Source organism: Streptomyces sp. BJ20, assembly GCF_022869105.1.
Lineage (GTDB): Bacteria > Actinomycetota > Actinomycetes > Streptomycetales > Streptomycetaceae > Streptomyces > Streptomyces griseoincarnatus.
The window spans coordinates 1674615-1694002 of the sequence record NZ_CP094918.1 but is presented as its reverse complement, the minus strand read 5'-3'; the positions used below and the strand labels follow the sequence as shown (position 1 = coordinate 1694002).

Below are 19388 nucleotides of genomic sequence, written 5' to 3'. Positions count from 1 at the left end.
GGTCACACCGTCCAGGGTGCTCCCGTTGCTCCTGACTGCTTTTCCTGTTGGACCGAGATGCCCTGCCCGACGTTCCGAGGCGCGCCAGGAGGCTGCTGCCCACCCGGCCCCGGCGCCACACTGCCTGCCCGGACCTTCCCTACAAGCCTGCCCAGTGTTTCACCCCCGCGGAACCAGGCCATAACAGTTCGGCAGCTTCGCACATCGTCCGCACACCCGCCGGACGGCGAACACCTCGGACGGAAACACTGCAGACCGGCATCCGCTCGGACCGCGAAGGTAAGTAACCTTGCATGCGGCTGTCCAGCCACGCCGGCGCGTCCGGCCTGGGCGGTGGCACGAGCACGAGCGGGCATCGGAGGGGCGGCCGCACAACATGACCACCGGACTGATCCCGGGGGAGCAGCCCCCGGACGACCCACGGCCGACGGACGGCCTGCCGCACCAGCGGCACGAGCCGGCCGGCCAGGGAGCCATGCCCGTCGAGAACCGGTCGAGGAGTTCTGTGATCACCGCGCGCGCGGCCGCCAGCTTCGAGCCCGTCGGACGATCCGTCGCGAGTGCCCGGTCCTTCGTCCGTGACACCCTCCAGGGCTGGGGCTTCGGCGACATCGTCGACGACGCCGTGGTGCTGACCAGCGAGCTGGTGACCAACGCCGTCGTGCACGCGGGCACCTCCGCCGACCTGCTCTGCCTGCGCAGCGAGGACGGCGTCCGGATCGAGGTGGCCGACCGGTATCCCGAGCGTGAGGTCCCTCTCCAGGGCTTCCCGGTCGACATGGGCAACCCCGACCGCGAGGGCGGACGCGGCCTCCAGCTCTGCGCCGCCCTGGCCGGCCACTGGGGCGTCGACTACACGCCCACCCACAAGACCGTCTGGTTCCAGCTCGACCTCCCCGAGCGGCCGGTCGGCACCCGCGCCGCGGGCCCCGCCCTCCCCGCCCATCTGCTGCCGCTCGCCGACACCCGGGTCCGCGTCGCCGTCGTCCAGATCGACCGCTCCGGCTCCATCACCGCCTGGAACGAGGACGCGGAGGAACTGTTCGGCTACACCGCGGAGCAGGTCACCGGCAAGCCGCTCACCGACCTCGCCGCCTGGCCGCACACCCCCGGCACCGGCACCGGCATCGCCGACGCCCTCCAGCTCTCCCGCTGGGAGGGCTCCTACGGCGTCCGCGGCGCCCACGGCCGCGTCATCCCGGTGTACGCCTCCCACCTACGCGTCCGGGACACCGACGGCGAACCGTCAACCGTGTGTCTCCTGGTTCGCGACCACGAACGGGCGGTTCTGCAGACCCCGCTCCGGGCCCCCTCCACCGACTCCTCGGGCGGCTCCGAGGGCCCGAGCGCCGACCCGTTCGAGGTCTTCATCGGCTCCCCCGCCCCCGACGACCTCGACAGCCTGCTGCAGCGCACCGTGGAGCGCGCCCGCGACATGCTCGACGGCGACTCCGCCTTCCTGCTGCTCGCCACCGACGACGAGACGGAGCTGGAGGTCCGCGCCTCCACCGGCCTGCCCTCGGCCCGCCAGCGCTTCGCACGCGTCCCCGTGGAGGGCGGCCCCGGCCGCTACGGCTCCGCACGCATGCCGGCCGTCCACGAGGACCTCGCGGCCGTCCCGGGCGCGGTGCCGCTCCTCAACGGCACCGGGATGCGCTCGGTCGTCACCGTGCCCCTCAAGGTCGAGGGCCGCCTCACCGGCTCCCTCGGCGTCGCCGCCGAGGCCCCCGGCCGCTATTCCAACGAGGAGGCGCTGCGCCTCCAGTTCGCCGCGGACCGCATCGCCCTCGCCGTCGAGTCCGCCCGCCTGGGCGAGCTGGAGCGGCTGCGCCGCGGCTCCCTCAGCTTCCTCGTCGAGGCGTCCGACCTGCTGGCCGGCACCCTCGACCGCGACCAGACCCTGGCCCTGATGGCGCAGATGACGGTTCCGACGCTCGCCACCTGGTGTGCGGTCTACACGATCGCGGACCAGTCCTCCGAGCCGGACCTGTCCTACGTGCTGCACGAGGACGAGGAGCTCATCGACGGCATCAAGTCCCTGCTGTCCAAGATCGCCCCGCCGGACCCGGTACCCACGCCCGGCGCCCGCGTCTGGTCGGCGCCCGCGGAGATCGCCCACCAGGCGGCCCTGCGCACGTCCATGCGCAGCCTCGGCCTGAGCGGCGGCCCCACCCGGCACGTCACCACAGGCATCGGCCCCACCCTCGCCACGGCCTCCGCGGTCGGCGGCGAGACGGTGGTGCTGCCCCTGGTGGCCCGTAACCGCGTCATCGGCATGCTGACGCTGGGCAAGCCCACGGACGAGCACTTCCGCCAGGAGATCCTGGAACTGGCCGAGGACCTGTCCCGCCGGGCCGCACTGGCCCTGGACAACGCCCGCCTCTACTCGGAGCGCACGGCCATCAGCCAGTCCCTCCAGCGCAGTCTGCTGCCGCCGGAGCTGCCGCAGATCGACGGCGTCGAGGTCGAGGTCATCTACCGCGCGGCCGGCGAGGGCAACGAAGTGGGCGGCGACTTCTACGACCTCTTCCCGATCAGCGACGGCGCCTACGGCTTCGCCATCGGCGACGTCTGCGGCACGGGCCCGAACGCGGCGGCCGTCACCGGCCTCGCCCGGCACGCGCTGCGTCTGCTCGCCAGGGAGGGCCTGAGCGGCCCGTCGGTCCTGGAGCGCCTGAACTCCGCGATCCTCGACGAGGGCGAGCGCAGCCGCTTCCTCACGCTTCTGTACGGCGAGATGCGCCCGCAGGAGGACGGCAGCGCGGAACTGAAGGTGGTCTGCGCGGGCCACCCGCTGCCGCTGCGCCTCCGCCAGGACGGCACGGTCGAACCGGCCGCCGAGCCGCAGCCGCTGCTCGGCGTCCTGGAGGACCTGGAGCTGCGCGAGGAAACGGTGACTCTGGACCCGGGTGACGTCCTGCTGTGCGTCACGGACGGCGTCACCGAGCGCCGTGAGGGCTCCAGGATGCTGGGCGACGACGGCCTCGCCGAGGTTCTGACGACATGTACGGGGCTGACGGCCGGCGCCGTCGCGGCGCGCATCATGCGCGCGGTGGAACGCTTCGCCTCGGACGCGCCGTCGGACGACATGGCGATTCTCGCGATGCGCGTGCCGGGCCTCCAGCAGGACTGATCCCCCCACCACGCCAGGGCATGAGAAAGGCCCCGCCCAATTGGGCGGGGCCTTTCTGGCTGAGCCCCCAAACGGAATCGAACCGTTGACCTTCTCCTTACCATGGAGACGCTCTGCCGACTGAGCTATAGGGGCCTGTCGCCGCTTCGGCTTCCCTCGCGGCAACGGAATAGATCATACCCTGTGCGGAGCCGTGCTCCCAACCACGCTCAGAGGGCCGGCGCGAGCAGTCCTCCCAGCGCATTGCACACGGACGCGGTCCGCTGCATGTCCCGCTTCGTCAGGGAGCCGTCGACGGGCAGAGCGAGCGTCTCGTCGGCAGCCCTCTCGGTCTCGGGCAGCGACACGCAACGGCGGAACTCAGGCAGCCGGTGCACGGGCGTCTGCACGGGTATCCGGCACGCAACTCCCTTGGCTCGTACGGCGCGTGCGAAGGCGTCCCGGTCGGGCCGCCCGTTCCCGGGCACCCGCACGACGTACTCCAGACAGCTGTGGCCGGCGCCTCGCTCAGGAGTCCGCACGCCTCGCAGCCGGGTGTCGAGATACGCGGCCCGCTCCCGTCGCCGCGCCGTCTCGTCGCGGGACGCGTCCAGCTCCGTGTGCTCCAGCACCAGAAGACCGTGCCGCTGCCCGAGCGCGCGCAACTGCCCCAGGTCGGCGGGGTGTCCGAAGCGGTGGACGACAACGACCGCCGCGGTCCGTGGAGTCAGCGCCGCGTCGACCGCGGCGGGGTCGAGGCAGTACGTCGCCGGGTCTATGTCCGCGAACGCGGGCAGCGCACCCGCAAGCGTCACGGCCCGCGCGACCTCCACGTTGCCGAAGGCCGGTACGACGACCTCGTCACCGGCTCCTACGCCGGCCGCCCTGAGCAGTGCAGCAGTTCCCATGCCGGAGATGCTCGGCGGGCAACGTGAACGTCAAGTGACGGACAACAAAAAAGGGTTGGTCCCTGAACCGAAGTTCAGGGACCAACCCTTGTAAGAATTGTTCGGCGGCGTCCTACTCTCCCACAGGGTCCCCCCTGCAGTACCATCGGCGCTGTAAGGCTTAGCTTCCGGGTTCGGAATGTAACCGGGCGTTTCCCCTACGCTATGACCACCGAAACACTATGAAACTGACAACCGCCGGCATGCCGTGACCATGGCATGGGGTTGTTCGTGGTTTCAGAACCAACACAGTGGACGCGAGCAACTGAGGACAAGCCCTCGGCCTATTAGTACCGGTCAACTCCACACGTTACCGTGCTTCCATATCCGGCCTATCAACCCAGTCGTCTACTGGGAGCCTTACCCCATCAAGTGGGTGGGAGTCCTCATCTCGAAGCAGGCTTCCCGCTTAGATGCTTTCAGCGGTTATCCCTCCCGAACGTAGCCAACCAGCCATGCCCTTGGCAGAACAACTGGCACACCAGAGGTTCGTCCGTCCCGGTCCTCTCGTACTAGGGACAGCCCTTCTCAAGACTCCTACGCGCACAGCGGATAGGGACCGAACTGTCTCACGACGTTCTAAACCCAGCTCGCGTACCGCTTTAATGGGCGAACAGCCCAACCCTTGGGACCGACTCCAGCCCCAGGATGCGACGAGCCGACATCGAGGTGCCAAACCATCCCGTCGATATGGACTCTTGGGGAAGATCAGCCTGTTATCCCCGGGGTACCTTTTATCCGTTGAGCGACGGCGCTTCCACAAGCCACCGCCGGATCACTAGTCCCGACTTTCGTCCCTGCTCGACCCGTCGGTCTCACAGTCAAGCTCCCTTGTGCACTTACACTCAACACCTGATTACCAACCAGGCTGAGGGAACCTTTGGGCGCCTCCGTTACCCTTTAGGAGGCAACCGCCCCAGTTAAACTACCCATCAGACACTGTCCCTGATCCGGATCACGGACCCAGGTTAGACATCCAGCACGACCAGACTGGTATTTCAACGACGACTCCCACCGAACTGGCGTCCGATGCTCAAAGTCTCCCAGCTATCCTACACAAGCCGAACCGAACACCAATATCAAACTGTAGTAAAGGTCCCGGGGTCTTTCCGTCCTGCTGCGCGAAACGAGCATCTTTACTCGTAGTGCAATTTCACCGGGCCTATGGTTGAGACAGTCGAGAAGTCGTTACGCCATTCGTGCAGGTCGGAACTTACCCGACAAGGAATTTCGCTACCTTAGGATGGTTATAGTTACCACCGCCGTTTACTGGCGCTTAAGTTCTCAGCTTCGCCTGGACGAATCCAAGCTAACCGGTCCCCTTAACGTTCCAGCACCGGGCAGGCGTCAGTCCGTATACATCGCCTTACGGCTTCGCACGGACCTGTGTTTTTAGTAAACAGTCGCTTCTCGCTGGTCTCTGCGGCCACCCCCAGCTCAGAGCGCGAAGCTCATCACCGGACGTGGCCCCCCTTCTCCCGAAGTTACGGGGGCATTTTGCCGAGTTCCTTAACCATAGTTCACCCGAACGCCTCGGTATTCTCTACCTGACCACCTGAGTCGGTTTAGGGTACGGGCCGCCATGAAACTCGCTAGAGGCTTTTCTCGACAGCATAGGATCATCCACTTCACCACAATCGGCTCGGCATCAGGTCTCAGACACATGCCAGGCGGATTTACCTACCTGACGTCCTACACCCTTACCCCGGGACAACCACCGCCCGGGATGGACTACCTTCCTGCGTCACCCCATCACTCACCTACTACCAGCTCGGGTCACCGGCTCCACCACTCCGACCTCGTCCGAAGACTCAGCCGGCGGCTTCACGGGCTTAGCATCACTGGATTCGATGTTTGACGCTTCACAGCGGGTACCGGAATATCAACCGGTTATCCATCGACTACGCCTGTCGGCCTCGCCTTAGGTCCCGACTTACCCTGGGCAGATCAGCTTGACCCAGGAACCCTTAGTCAATCGGCGCACACGTTTCTCACGTGTGAATCGCTACTCATGCCTGCATTCTCACTCGTCAACCGTCCACAACTCGCTTCCGCGGCTGCTTCACCCGGCAGACGACGCTCCCCTACCCATCACAGCACCCGTTGGGGCTATCTGCTGCAATGACACGACTTCGGCGGTACGCTTGAGCCCCGCTACATTGTCGGCGCGGAATCACTAGACCAGTGAGCTATTACGCACTCTTTCAAGGGTGGCTGCTTCTAAGCCAACCTCCTGGTTGTCTGTGCGACTCCACATCCTTTCCCACTTAGCGTACGCTTAGGGGCCTTAGTCGATGCTCTGGGCTGTTTCCCTCTCGACCATGGAGCTTATCCCCCACAGTCTCACTGCCGCGCTCTCACTTACCGGCATTCGGAGTTTGGCTAAGGTCAGTAACCCGGTAGGGCCCATCGCCTATCCAGTGCTCTACCTCCGGCAAGAAACACACGACGCTGCACCTAAATGCATTTCGGGGAGAACCAGCTATCACGGAGTTTGATTGGCCTTTCACCCCTAACCACAGGTCATCCCCCAGGTTTTCAACCCTGGTGGGTTCGGTCCTCCACGAAGTCTTACCTCCGCTTCAACCTGCCCATGGCTAGATCACTCCGCTTCGGGTCTTGAGCGTGCTACTGAAACGCCCTGTTCGGACTCGCTTTCGCTACGGCTTCCCCACCCGGGTTAACCTCGCAACACACCGCAAACTCGCAGGCTCATTCTTCAAAAGGCACGCAGTCACGACGTTGAGTGCAAGCACTCAACGCGACGCTCCCACGGCTTGTAGGCACACGGTTTCAGGTACTATTTCACTCCGCTCCCGCGGTACTTTTCACCATTCCCTCACGGTACTATCCGCTATCGGTCACCAGGGAATATTTAGGCTTAGCGGGTGGTCCCGCCAGATTCACACGGGATTTCTCGGGCCCCGTGCTACTTGGGTGTCTCTCAAACGAGCCGCTGACGTTTCGACTACGGGGGTCTTACCCTCTACGCCGGACCTTTCGCATGTCCTTCGCCTACATCAACGGTTTCTGACTCGTCTCATGGCCGGCAGACCATGAAAGAGAGATCCCACAACCCCGAATGCGCAACCCCTGCCGGGTCTCACACGCATACGGTTTGGCCTCATCCGGTTTCGCTCGCCACTACTCCCGGAATCACGGTTGTTTTCTCTTCCTGCGGGTACTGAGATGTTTCACTTCCCCGCGTTCCCTCCACTTGCCCTATGTGTTCAGGCAAGGGTGACAGCCCATGACGACTGCCGGGTTTCCCCATTCGGACACCCCCGGATCAAAGCCTGGTTGACGACTCCCCGGGGCCTATCGTGGCCTCCCACGTCCTTCATCGGTTCCTGGTGCCAAGGCATCCACCGTGCGCCCTTAAAAACTTGGCCACAGATGCTCGCGTCCACTGTGCAGTTCTCAAACAACGACCAACCACCCATCACCCCAAGCCAAACGGCTCGAGTGCACTGGGGCCGGCACTGAAGGCGACCACACGGCCGTACCCTCAGACACCCAACAGCGTGCCCGGCCAACTCCCGCCCGGAGATCATGCGTTCCACGCTCTTGCGAGCAGTACTAGCAGCCTCCGGCCCAGAACCTGGCCGAGTAGTCAACGTTCCACCCATGAGCAACCAGCATCAGACGTTCGCTGATGAACTGGCCTCTGACCAACCGGAGTTGGTGAGAAGTGCTCCTTAGAAAGGAGGTGATCCAGCCGCACCTTCCGGTACGGCTACCTTGTTACGACTTCGTCCCAATCGCCAGTCCCACCTTCGACAGCTCCCTCCCACAAGGGGTTGGGCCACCGGCTTCGGGTGTTACCGACTTTCGTGACGTGACGGGCGGTGTGTACAAGGCCCGGGAACGTATTCACCGCAGCAATGCTGATCTGCGATTACTAGCGACTCCGACTTCATGGGGTCGAGTTGCAGACCCCAATCCGAACTGAGACCGGCTTTTTGAGATTCGCTCCACCTCGCGGTATCGCAGCTCATTGTACCGGCCATTGTAGCACGTGTGCAGCCCAAGACATAAGGGGCATGATGACTTGACGTCGTCCCCACCTTCCTCCGAGTTGACCCCGGCGGTCTCCCGTGAGTCCCCAGCACCACAAGGGCCTGCTGGCAACACGGGACAAGGGTTGCGCTCGTTGCGGGACTTAACCCAACATCTCACGACACGAGCTGACGACAGCCATGCACCACCTGTACACCGACCACAAGGGGGGCACCATCTCTGATGCTTTCCGGTGTATGTCAAGCCTTGGTAAGGTTCTTCGCGTTGCGTCGAATTAAGCCACATGCTCCGCCGCTTGTGCGGGCCCCCGTCAATTCCTTTGAGTTTTAGCCTTGCGGCCGTACTCCCCAGGCGGGGCACTTAATGCGTTAGCTGCGGCACGGACGACGTGGAATGTCGCCCACACCTAGTGCCCACCGTTTACGGCGTGGACTACCAGGGTATCTAATCCTGTTCGCTCCCCACGCTTTCGCTCCTCAGCGTCAGTATCGGCCCAGAGATCCGCCTTCGCCACCGGTGTTCCTCCTGATATCTGCGCATTTCACCGCTACACCAGGAATTCCGATCTCCCCTACCGAACTCTAGCTTGCCCGTATCGACTGCAGACCCGGGGTTAAGCCCCGGGCTTTCACAACCGACGTGACAAGCCGCCTACGAGCTCTTTACGCCCAATAATTCCGGACAACGCTCGCGCCCTACGTATTACCGCGGCTGCTGGCACGTAGTTAGCCGGCGCTTCTTCTGCAGGTACCGTCACTTTCGCTTCTTCCCTGCTGAAAGAGGTTTACAACCCGAAGGCCGTCATCCCTCACGCGGCGTCGCTGCATCAGGCTTTCGCCCATTGTGCAATATTCCCCACTGCTGCCTCCCGTAGGAGTCTGGGCCGTGTCTCAGTCCCAGTGTGGCCGGTCGCCCTCTCAGGCCGGCTACCCGTCGTCGCCTTGGTGAGCCATTACCTCACCAACAAGCTGATAGGCCGCGGGCTCATCCTGCACCGCCGGAGCTTTCGACCCGCTTGGATGCCCAAGCGGGTCAGTATCCGGTATTAGACCCCGTTTCCAGGGCTTGTCCCAGAGTGCAGGGCAGATTGCCCACGTGTTACTCACCCGTTCGCCACTAATCCCCTCCCGAAGGAGGTTCATCGTTCGACTTGCATGTGTTAAGCACGCCGCCAGCGTTCGTCCTGAGCCAGGATCAAACTCTCCGTGAATGTTTACCCGACAGTGCTTAATTAAAAGCGCGGGTGCACACATCACGAGAGCGGAACATCGGGAGGAATAGTCCCGACGTTCACAGCGTCCTCGCTGTGTTTTTTCAAAGGAACCTCGACCATCCGAAACCGGATGGACGGGGTATCAACATATCTGGCGTTGACTTTTGGCACGCTGTTGAGTTCTCAAGGAACGGACGCTTCCTTCGTACTCACCCTGTCGGGCTTTCCTCCGGGCGCTTCCCTTCGGTCTTGCGTTTCCGACTCTATCAGATCTTTCCGATCCGATTTCCTCGGTGCTTTCCAGGTCAACGCTTTCGCGCTTTCCTTTCCGGCGGATCCGACTTTATCAGAGATTCTGAGCCGGTTTTCCCACCCTCACCGGGCAGTGGTGTCCGACCGCGTGAAGTGGTCGGGTGCCCGCTCGGGAGGAGCTGTAAACGTACTGGAGCGGGGCGCCCCGATGCAAATCGAGGCGCCCCGCTGCCGGTTGACGCGTGTGTGGAGTCCGACGCTCCGTCAGACCTCGACCACCACGGGGAGGATCATCGGCCGGCGCCGGTAGGTGTCGGAGACCCACTTGCCCAGCGTGCGGCGGATGAGCTGCTGCAGCTGGTGGGGTTCGACGACCCCGTCCTGCGCCGAGCGCTCGAGCGTCTCCGTGATCCGCGGGATCACGTCGCCGAACGCGGAGTCCTCGATGCCGGAGCCGCGGGCCTGGATGTGCGGTCCGCCGGTGAGCTTGCCGGTGGAGGCGTCCATGACCACGAAGACCGAGATGATGCCCTCGTCACCGAGGATCTTGCGGTCCTTGAGCGCCGGTTCGCGGACGTCGCCGACGGAGAGGCCGTCGACGTAGACGTAGCCCGCCTGGACCTTGCCGGAGATCTTGGCCTTGCCCTGGACGAGGTCGACGACCACGCCGTCCTCGGCGATGACGATGCGGTCGTGCGGAACGCCGGTGAGGGCGCCCAGCTCGGCGTTGGCGCGCAGATGGCGCCACTCGCCGTGGACCGGCATCAGGTTCTTCGGGCGGCAGATGTTGTAGAAGTACAGCAGCTCACCGGCCGAGGCGTGTCCGGAGACGTGCACCTTGGCGTTGCCCTTGTGGACGACGTTGGCGCCCCAGCGGGTCAGGCCGTTGATCACGCGGTAGACCGCGTTCTCGTTGCCGGGGATCAGCGACGACGCCAGGATCACCGTGTCGCCGTCCACGATGCGGATCTGGTGGTCGCGGTTGGCCATGCGGGACAGCGCGGCCATCGGCTCGCCCTGGGAACCCGTGCAGACCAGGACCACCTCGCTGTCGGGGAGGTCGTCCAGCGTCTTGACGTCCACGACCAGGCCCGGCGGAACCTTCAGATATCCGAGGTCACGGGCGATGCCCATGTTGCGCACCATCGAGCGGCCGACGAAGGCGACCCGGCGGCCGTACTCGTGGGCCGCGTCCAGGATCTGCTGGATGCGGTGGACGTGGCTGGCGAAGCTGGCCACGATGATCCGCTTGCGGGCGCCGGCGAAGACCTGGCGCAGCACGCCCGAGATCTCGCGCTCGGGCGGGACGAAGCCCGGGACCTCGGCGTTCGTGGAGTCGGACAGGAGGAGGTCGATGCCCTCCTCGCTGAGCCTGGCGAACGCGTGCAGGTCGGTGAGGCGGCTGTCCAGCGGGAGCTGGTCCATCTTGAAGTCGCCCGTGTGCACCGCCATGCCGGCGGGTGTGCGGATGGCGACGGCCAGCGCGTCCGGGATGGAGTGGTTGACCGCCACGAACTCGCAGTCGAAGGGGCCGATGCGCTCGCGCTGACCCTCCGCGACCTGGAGGGTGTACGGGCGGATGCGGTGCTCCTGGAGCTTGGCCTCGATGAGGGCGAGGGTGAGCTTGGAGCCGATCAGCGGGATGTCCGGCTTCTCGCGCAGGAGGAAGGGGACGCCGCCGATGTGGTCCTCGTGGCCATGGGTGAGGACGATGCCCTCGATGTCGTCGAGACGGTCCCGGACGGACGAGAAGTCGGGCAGGATCAGGTCGATTCCGGGCTGCTCCTCTTCGGGGAAGAGCACTCCGCAGTCGACGATCAGCAGGCGGCCTCCGTACTCGAAGACCGTCATGTTGCGGCCGATCTCGCCGAGGCCGCCGAGCGGGGTGACCCGCAGGCCGCCTTCGGGCAGCGGCGGGGGCGGGCCGAGTTCAGGATGCGGATGACTCAAAAGACTCTCCTCACCACACGCGCCACGTACCGGTGGGGCACGTGGCGCGCATGACGTTCGTGCAGAAGCAGTTGTCGTGGGTGATGCGGGCACCGGTTGGCCCGCGTATTCAGTTGTGGAGTCGATCTGCGCGCCCGGGGCGCGCCAAGTCTGATTACTGGAGTTCTACCCCGCCCGCGGCAAGATCGATCTTGAGCTGCTCGATCTCTTCGGGCGTGCACTCGACCATGGGGGCGCGCAGGGGGCCGGCGGGGAGGCCCTTGAGTGCGAGCGCCGCCTTGGTGGTCATGACGCCCTGAGTGCGGAACATGCCCGTGTAGACGGGGAGCAGCTTCTGGTGGATCTCGGTGGCCTTCTGGACGTCACCGGAGGTGTACGCCTCGACCAGGGCGCGCAGCTCGGGCGTGACGACGTGACCGACGACGGAGACGAAGCCGACCGCGCCGATGGAGAGCAGCGGCAGGTTGAGCATGTCGTCGCCGGAGTACCAGGCGAGCCCGGTGCGGGCGATGGCCCAGCCGGCGCGGCCGAGGTCGCCCTTGGCGTCCTTGTTGGCGACGATCCGCGGGTGCTCGGCGAGGCGGACGATCGTCTCCGTGCTGATCGGGACGCCACTGCGGCCGGGGATGTCGTAGAGCATCACGGGCAGCCCGGCGGCGTCGGCGACGGCCGTGAAGTGCCGGTAGAGGCCCTCCTGCGGGGGCTTGTTGTAGTACGGCGTGACGACCAGCAGGCCGTGGGCGCCGGCGCGCTCCGCGGCGCGGGCCAGCTCCATGCTGTGGTGGGTGTCGTTGGTGCCGACACCGGCCACGACGTGGGCGCGGTCGCCGACCGCCTCCACGATCGCCCGTACGAGGTCCGCTTTCTCCGCGTCGCTGGTGGTGGGGGACTCGCCGGTGGTGCCGTTGACGATCAGGCCGTCGTTGCCTGCGTCCACCAGGTGGGTGGCGAGCCGCTGTGCGCCGTCGAGGTCGAGTGCGCCGTCCGCCGTGAAGGGCGTGACCATGGCGGTGAGGACCCGCCCGAAGGGGGTCTGCGGAGTCGAGGTCGGAGCCATGGGTTACACGCTACTCGTTGCTCAGGTCGGGGTCCTCCCTCGGGGGAGGCGACGGAGGGGTGCGAAGGGGGCCCGGCACTGCCTGCTCGGGGGTTCAGGCAGTGCCGGGCCCGTTTGATCAGGCTAGATGAACTTCACGAAATGCCGCAATACGGACACTTCGCGCGGCTGATGCGTACATCTGTACTCGGCAGCCGCGCCGGGGCGCGGGAGGGCGCCGCTACGGGGCGACGCGCCCGTTGGCGTTGAAGGCGGCGTAGGTCAGCGGCATCAGGCGGGCCCACTCGGCCTCCATCTTCTCGCCGACCATCTCGATCTCCCGCTGCGGGAAGGACGGCACCTTCGCCAGCTCGTGCTGGGTGCGCAGGCCGAGGAAGTGCATCAGCGAGCGGGCGTTGCAGGTCGCGTACATCGACGAGTACAGGCCGACGGGGAGGACCGAGCGGGCGACCTCGCGGGCCACGCCGGCGGCCAGCATCTCCTGGTACGCCTCGTAGGCCTGCCGGTACGAGTCCTCCATGGCGCGTCCGACGAGCTCCTGCTGTTCCTTGGTGCCCTCGACGAAGCGGTACTTGCCGGGGCGGCCCTCCTGGACCAGCTTGCGGTCGGTGTCCGGGACGTAGAAGACCGGCTGGAGCTCCCGGTAGCGGCCCGACTCCTCGTTGTACGACCAGCCGACCCGGTGCCGCATGAACTCGCGGAAGACGAAGATCGGGGCGCTCACGAAGAAGGTCATCGAGTTGTGCTCGAAGGGGCTGCCGTGCCGGTCCCGCATCAGGTAGTTGATCAGGCCCTTGGACCGCTCGGGGTCCTTCTGCAGCTCGTCCAGGGACTGCTCGCCGAGGGTCGAGACGCGGGCGGCGAACAGCACGTCGGCGTCGGACGCGGTGTGCTTCACCAGCTCGACGGTCACATCGCTGCGGAAACTCGGCTTGAGGTCGTCGGCAGGGGTGTCGGTCACGGCGCGGAGGGTCCTTCCATCACTTCTGGGGCGCCGCCCACTCTACGGCGCGGACGCGGGGCCGTCCGGACCCCCGAGGGTGGTGACCGGGGACACAGATCGATAGCCTCACCGGGCACAGCCCCTGCATGGATCGAGTGAGGACCACCGTGCCCCTGCCCTTCCTGACGGCCGACCGCGCCTTCGACACCACGGACGACGTCGCGCTGCCGTACGACGACCGGGACCGCTGGCGGCGTCCCTACCGACCCGGCCCCTGGCGCGTGGGCGCGGCCGCGGTCCTGCTGCTGCTCGCCTCGTTCGTGCTGTTCTCGTCCGTGGTCATCGCGGCGACCGCCACGCCCGCGTCGGCGGCCACCGTGTTCGGGTTCGCGCTGGTCATCGTGGTGGCCGCACTGCGGCTGCTGCGCATGGGGGTGTGGGTCAGCGCCCGGGGGCTGCGCCACGTGGCCCTCGTCAGCACCCGTACGACGCCCTGGGACCAGGTCACGGCGGTGCGTACGGTGCAGCAGCCGGTGCGCTGGCTGGGGCTGCCGAGGACCGTGCAGGGGCAGGCGCTGGTGATGAACCGGCGGGGCCGCTCGTCCGACGGCCCGGTGCCGCTGCTGACCTCGCACAACGCGGACTTCCTGGGGCGCGACCCGCTGGCCTTCGACCGGGCGGCCGACACGGTCGAGGCCTGGGCGGACGAATACGGGCGGGACTGAGGTCCGCCCGCGCGCTCAGGAGGCGGTCTTGCGCAGGGCGATGGCCCGCTGCATCGCCCTGCGGGCGCGCGGGGTGTCCCGGGCGTCGTGGTAGGCCACGGCGAGCCGGAACCAGCTGCGCCAGTCGTCTGGCGCGTCCTCCGTCTCGGCCTTGCGCAGCGCGAAGACCTCGTCGGCCGACTCACGGTCGACGCGGCCGCTGGGCAGCCGCTTGAGGTTGTCGACGGGCAGGCCGCCCTCGGCGTCCAGCTCGGCGGCGAGCCGGTTGGCGTCCCGGACGAACTGGGTGTTCTTCCAGAGGAACCACACGCCGATGACCGGCAGGATCAGCACGGCCACGCCGAAGGTGACCGTGAGGAGCGTGCCGGCCTTGATGAGCAGCACGCCGCGGCTGCCGACCAGGACGAAGTAGACGACCAGGACGGCGGCCGTCAGGGCGTAGGAGATCTTCGCGCGCATAGGGGTGGGACCGGCTCAGTTCAGGTCGAGGAAGTGTTCCAGGCCGAAGGTGAGGCCGGGAGTGGTCACCACGCGGCGCACGCCGAGCAGGATGCCCGGCATGAAGCTGCTGTGGTGCAGGGAGTCGTGGCGGACGGTGAGGGTCTCGCCCTCAGCGCCGAGCAGGACCTCCTGGTGGGCGAGGAGACCCCGCAGCCGCACCGCGTGCACCGGGACCCCGTCGACGTCCGCGCCGCGGGCGCCGTCGAGGGCGGTGGCCGTGGCGTCCGGGGCGGGGGCGCTGCCGGCCTGGCGGCGGGCCTCGGCGATGAGCTGGGCGGTACGCGTGGCGGTGCCGCTGGGCGCGTCCACCTTGTTGGGGTGGTGCAGCTCCACGACCTCGACGGACTCGAAGTACGGGGCGGCGATCTGGGCGAACTTCATGGTCAGCACGGCACCGATGGAGAAGTTCGGGGCGATGAGCACGCCCGTCTCCGGGGACTGGTCGAGCCATCCCTTGAGCTGCGCGAGGCGGTCGTCGGTCCAGCCGGTGGTGCCGACCACCGCGTGGATGCCGTGGCGCACGCAGAAGTCGAGGTTGCCCATGACCGAGGCGGGGGTGGTCAGCTCGACGGCGACCTGGGCGCCGGTCTCGGCGAGGGTCTCCAGCTTGTCGCCCCGGCCGAGGGCGGCCACCAGTTCCATGTCCTCGGCGGCCTCGACCGCCCGTACCGCCTCGGAGCCGATCCGGCCCTTGGCGCCGAGGACCGCCACGCGCAGCTTGCTCATGTCTGTTGCTTCCTTACCGGGTGTGGTGCCGGGGTGGTCAGGCGACGGCCTCGTGCAGCCGGGCCGCCTGCTTGTCCTTCAGCGGGCCGATGACCGACAGGGAGGGCCGCCGCCCCAGGATGTCGCGGGCGACCGAGCGCACGTCGTCCGGGGTGACCGAGGCTATCCGGGACAGCATGTCGTCGACCGACATCTGCTCGCCCCAGCACAGCTCGCTCTTGCCGATACGGTTCATCAGCGCGCCGGTGTCCTCCAGGCCGAGGACGGTGGAGCCCTTCAGCTGGCCGATGGCGCGCTCGATCTCGTCGTCGGGCAGCCCGTGCGCGGCTACCTGGTCCAGCTCGTCGCGGCAGATCTTCAGCACGTCGTGCACCTGGGAGGGCCGGCAGCCCGCGTACACCCCGAACAGACCGCAGTCGGCGAAGCCCGACGTGTACGAGTACACGCTGTAGGCCAGGCCGCGCTTCTCGCGGACCTCCTGGAACAGCCGGGAGGACATGCCGCCGCCGAGGGCGGTGTTCAGCACGCCGAGCGCCCAGCGCCGCTCGTCGGTGCGGGCGAGGCCCGGCATGCCGAGCACGATGTGCGCCTGCTCCGTCTTGCGGCCGAGGAGCTCGACGCGCCCGGCGGTGCGCAGGGCGCGCCGGCCGCCGCGCGGGGCGATCGGCTGCGCCTCGGGGTCCTTGAGCGCGCCGGCCTTCTCGAAGGCGGCGCGGACCTGGCGGACGACCTTGTTGTGGTCGACGTTGCCCGCGCAGGCGACCACCAGGTGCGTGGGGTCGTAGTGCTTCCTGTAGAAGCGGCGGATGCGGTCGGCGGTGAGGGCGTTGACCGTGTCGACCGTGCCGAGGACGGGGCGGCCGAGGGGGTTGTCGCCGAACATCGTGTGCGCGAACAGGTCGTGCACGCAGTCGCCCGGGTCGTCCTCGGTCATCGCGATCTCTTCGAGGATGGCGCCGCGCTCGACGTCGACGTCCTCCTCGCGGATCACCGAGCCGGTCAGCATGTCGCACACCACGTCGATGGCGAGCGGCAGGTCGGTGTCGAGCACGCGCGCGTAGTAGCACGTGTACTCCTTGGCCGTGAACGCGTTCATCTCGCCGCCGACGGCGTCGACGGCCGCGGAGATGTCCAGTGCGGAGCGGGTGGCCGTGCCCTTGAAGAGCAGGTGCTCCAGGTAGTGGGTGGCGCCGCCCAGGGCCGGGGTCTCGTCGCGGGAGCCGACGTGTGCCCAGATGCCGAAGGTCGCCGAGCGGACCGAGGGCAGGGTCTCGGTGACGATGCGCAGGCCTCCGGGGAGGGTGGTCCTGCGGACCGTGCCGATGCCGTTCTCGCCCTTGATGAGGGTTTGGGTACGGGCGACGGCCCGCGCCTCCGAGGAGGTGCGGGCCGTCGCCTTGGAGCCACGGGACGTCACTTGTCGGCGTCGTCCTTCTTGTCGTCGGAGGCGTCCTCGCCCTCGATCACGGGGATCAGGGAGAGCTTGCCGCGGGAGTCGATCTCGGCGATCTCGACCTGGACCTTGTGGCCCACGCCGAGGACGTCCTCGACGTTCTCCACGCGCTTGCCGCCGGCCAGCTTGCGGATCTGCGAGATGTGCAGCAGACCGTCCTTGCCGGGGAGCAGGGAGACGAACGCGCCGAAGGTCGTGGTCTTGACGACCGTGCCCAGGTAGCGCTCGCCGACCTCGGGCATCGTCGGGTTGGCGATGCCGTTGATCGTGGCGCGGGCGGCCTCGGCGGCCGGGCCGTCGGCGGCGCCGATGTAGATGGTGCCGTCGTCCTCGATCGTGATCTCGGCGCCGGTGTCCTCCTGGATCTGGTTGATCATCTTGCCCTTGGGGCCGATGACCTCGCCGATCTTGTCGACCGGGATCTTCACGGTGATGATCCGCGGCGCGTTGGGGGACATCTCGTCCGGCGTGTCGATCGCTTCCATCATCACGTCGAGGATGTGGAGGCGGGCGTCACGGGCCTGCTTGAGGGCGGCGGCCAGGACGGAGGCCGGGATGCCGTCCAGCTTGGTGTCGAGCTGGAGGGCGGTCACGAAGTCCTTGGTGCCGGCGACCTTGAAGTCCATGTCGCCGAAGGCGTCCTCCGCACCGAGGATGTCGGTGAGGGCGACGTAGTGCGTCTCGCCGTTGATCTCCTGGGAGATCAGGCCCATGGCGATACCGGCGACGGGGGCCTTCAGCGGCACACCGGCGTTCAGCAGCGACATGGTGGAGGCGCAGACCGAGCCCATGGACGTCGAGCCGTTGGAGCCGAGGGCCTCGGACACCTGACGGATCGCGTAGGGGAACTCCTCGCGCGTCGGCAGCACCGGCACGATGGCGCGCTCGGCGAGGGCGCCGTGGCCGATCTCGCGGCGCTTCGGGGAGCCGACGCGGCCGGTCTCACCGACGGAGTAGGGCGGGAAGTTGTAGTTGTGCATGTAGCGCTTGCGGGTCACCGGGGAGAGGGTGTCCAGCTGCTGCTCCATGCGCAGCATGTTCAGCGTGGTGACGCCCAGGATCTGGGTCTCACCGCGCTCGAACAGCGCCGAGCCGTGCACGCGCGGAATGGCCTCGACCTCGGCGGCCAGGGTGCGGATGTCGGTGACACCGCGGCCGTCGATGCGCTTCTTCTCCTTGATGACGCGCTCGCGGACCAGGGACTTGGTCAGCGCGCGGTACGCGGCGGAGATCTCCTTCTCGCGGCCCTCGAACTCCGGCAGGAGCTTCTCGGCGGCGAGACCCTTGACGCGGTCCAGCTCGGCCTCGCGCTCCTGCTTGCCGGCGATGGTGAGCGCCTGGGCGAGCTCGGGCTTGACGGCCGCGGTGAGCGCCTCCAGGACGTCGTCCTGGAAGTCGAGGAAGATCGGGAACTCGCCGGTCGGCTTGGCGGCCTTCGCGGCGAGGTCGGCCTGGGCCTTGCAGAGCACCTTGATGAAGGGCTTCGCGGCGTCCAGACCGGCGGCGACGACCTCCTCGGTCGGCGCCTCGGCGCCGCCCTCGACGAGCTTGATCGTCTTCTCGGTGGCCTCGGCCTCGACCATCATGATCGCGACGTCGCCGTCCTCGAGGGTGCGGCCCGCGACGACCATGTCGAAGACGGCGTCCTCGAGCTCGGTGTGCGTCGGGAAGGCGACCCACTGGCCGCGGATCAGCGCGACGCGGACGCCGCCGATCGGGCCGGAGAAGGGCAGGCCGGCCAGCTGCGTGGACGCGGAGGCGGCGTTGATCGCCACGACGTCGTACAGGTGGTCGGGGTTGAGCGCCATGATCGTGGCGACGACCTGGATCTCGTTGCGCAGGCCCTTCTTGAAGGACGGGCGCAGCGGGCGGTCGATCAGACGGCAGGTGAGGACGGCGTCCTCGGAGGGACGGCCCTCGCGGCGGAAGAACGAGCCGGGGATCTTCCCGGCCGCGTACATCCGCTCCTCGACGTCCACCGTGAGGGGGAAGAAGTCGAGCTGGTCCTTGGGGTTCTTGGAAGCGCTGGTGGCCGACAGCACCATGGTGTCGTCGTCCAGGTAGGCCACGGCGGAGCCGGCGGCCTGACGGGCCAGGCGGCCCGTCTCGAAGCGGATGGTGCGGGTGCCGAAGGAGCCGTTGTCGATGACGGCCTCGGCGTAGTGGGTCTCGTTCTCCACTAGCGTTTTCTCCGTTACTTGTCGTCTTTCGTCCCGCTCGCCCGTGTGGCGAGGGGACGGGGCGGAGAAGCGCTCCACTGGTGCGGGCCGGTCTTCGATCGAAGCACCCGGGGTTGACTCTCCCGGGGGCCACTACCGAGGACCGGCGGCGGCGAGGTGCGCTTCCCCTCGTACGGGGGACGTCGGGTGACGTCCGGTGGACGTCAGGACGGCGTCCGGTGTGGACGTCGGGTGACGTCCGGTGTGATGGTCCGTGGGTCGCATACCCGATGCGGCGCGGGTCATCACGCTGAGTCGTAGTTCTTGCGT

At 67.1% G+C, this 19388-nt stretch carries 10 protein-coding genes, 1 tRNA gene and 3 rRNA genes; 2 read left to right on the top strand and 12 right to left on the bottom strand.

Annotated features, from left to right (window positions below; all coding sequences use genetic code 11):
- Positions 1 to 376 precede the first annotated feature (376 nt).
- Complete coding sequence (locus MTR79_RS07900; protein ID WP_189365575.1) at positions 377 to 3133, top strand: SpoIIE family protein phosphatase; 2757 nt, start codon at positions 377 to 379, stop codon at positions 3131 to 3133.
- A 62-nt stretch (positions 3134 to 3195) separates the two neighbouring features.
- Here MTR79_RS07900 and MTR79_RS07895 read toward each other — a convergent pair.
- From MTR79_RS07895 to thyX, 8 genes are all read right to left on the bottom strand, one after another.
- Positions 3196 to 3268 (bottom strand) — tRNA-Thr (locus MTR79_RS07895).
- A gap of 74 nt (positions 3269 to 3342) precedes the next feature.
- Complete coding sequence (locus MTR79_RS07890; RefSeq protein WP_086702252.1) at positions 3343 to 4020, bottom strand: DegT/DnrJ/EryC1/StrS family aminotransferase; 678 nt, start codon at positions 4018 to 4020, stop codon at positions 3343 to 3345.
- 99 nt (positions 4021 to 4119) lie between these two features.
- Positions 4120 to 4236, bottom strand: a 5S ribosomal RNA gene (gene rrf / locus MTR79_RS07885).
- 90 nt (positions 4237 to 4326) lie between these two features.
- Positions 4327 to 7451 (bottom strand): 23S ribosomal RNA (locus MTR79_RS07880).
- A gap of 310 nt (positions 7452 to 7761) precedes the next feature.
- Positions 7762 to 9289 (bottom strand): 16S ribosomal RNA (locus MTR79_RS07875).
- The 16S, 23S and 5S rRNA genes sit together here, the layout of an rRNA operon.
- A 519-nt stretch (positions 9290 to 9808) precedes the next feature.
- The gene (locus tag MTR79_RS07870) at positions 9809 to 11494 is read right to left on the bottom strand and encodes a ribonuclease J (protein WP_244789614.1); all 1686 of its coding nucleotides are present in this window, start codon (positions 11492 to 11494) and stop codon (positions 9809 to 9811) included.
- Positions 11495 to 11648: 154 nt separating this feature from the next.
- Positions 11649 to 12551 carry a 4-hydroxy-tetrahydrodipicolinate synthase gene (gene dapA / locus MTR79_RS07865; RefSeq protein WP_189366754.1) on the bottom strand — a complete coding sequence of 301 codons (903 nt, stop codon included), beginning with the start codon at positions 12549 to 12551 and terminating at the stop codon, positions 11649 to 11651.
- Between the two features lie 220 nt (positions 12552 to 12771).
- On the bottom strand, positions 12772 to 13512 hold the full coding sequence (gene thyX, locus MTR79_RS07860; protein ID WP_102639431.1) for an FAD-dependent thymidylate synthase: 741 nt from the start codon (positions 13510 to 13512) through the stop codon (positions 12772 to 12774).
- A 149-nt stretch (positions 13513 to 13661) separates the two neighbouring features.
- Between thyX and MTR79_RS07855 the strand changes: the two genes are divergently transcribed.
- Positions 13662 to 14219: a hypothetical protein gene (locus tag MTR79_RS07855; protein ID WP_244793085.1), complete on the top strand. Its 558-nt coding sequence runs from the start codon at positions 13662 to 13664 to the stop codon at positions 14217 to 14219.
- A gap of 15 nt (positions 14220 to 14234) precedes the next feature.
- Here MTR79_RS07855 and MTR79_RS07850 read toward each other — a convergent pair whose 3' ends face one another.
- From MTR79_RS07850 to MTR79_RS07835, 4 genes are read right to left on the bottom strand one after another with little or no spacing between them, the layout of a single operon-like run.
- On the bottom strand, positions 14235 to 14678 hold the full coding sequence (locus MTR79_RS07850) for a membrane protein (RefSeq protein ID WP_048460742.1): 444 nt from the start codon (positions 14676 to 14678) through the stop codon (positions 14235 to 14237).
- 15 nt (positions 14679 to 14693) lie between these two features.
- A complete protein-coding gene (gene dapB / locus MTR79_RS07845; RefSeq protein WP_048460743.1) occupies positions 14694 to 15446 on the bottom strand; it encodes a 4-hydroxy-tetrahydrodipicolinate reductase in 753 nt (250 codons plus the stop codon).
- Between the two features lie 37 nt (positions 15447 to 15483).
- On the bottom strand, positions 15484 to 16863 hold the full coding sequence (locus MTR79_RS07840; protein WP_102639429.1) for a pitrilysin family protein: 1380 nt from the start codon (positions 16861 to 16863) through the stop codon (positions 15484 to 15486).
- Complete coding sequence (locus tag MTR79_RS07835; RefSeq protein ID WP_048460745.1) at positions 16860 to 19079, bottom strand: polyribonucleotide nucleotidyltransferase; 2220 nt, start codon at positions 19077 to 19079, stop codon at positions 16860 to 16862. Before MTR79_RS07835 ends, MTR79_RS07840 begins: the two co-directional genes overlap by 4 nt.
- Between the last annotated feature and the right edge of the window lie 309 nt (positions 19080 to 19388).

Coding starts and splice junctions, on each gene's coding strand:
- MTR79_RS07900 (WP_189365575.1), top strand. CDS start 377: ATGACCACCGGACTGATCCCGGGGGAGCAGCCCCCGGACGACCCACGG.
- MTR79_RS07890 (WP_086702252.1), bottom strand. CDS start 4,020: ATGGGAACTGCTGCACTGCTCAGGGCGGCCGGCGTAGGAGCCGGTGAC.
- dapA (WP_189366754.1), bottom strand. CDS start 12,551: ATGGCTCCGACCTCGACTCCGCAGACCCCCTTCGGGCGGGTCCTCACC.
- MTR79_RS07850 (WP_048460742.1), bottom strand. CDS start 14,678: ATGCGCGCGAAGATCTCCTACGCCCTGACGGCCGCCGTCCTGGTCGTC.
- dapB (WP_048460743.1), bottom strand. CDS start 15,446: ATGAGCAAGCTGCGCGTGGCGGTCCTCGGCGCCAAGGGCCGGATCGGC.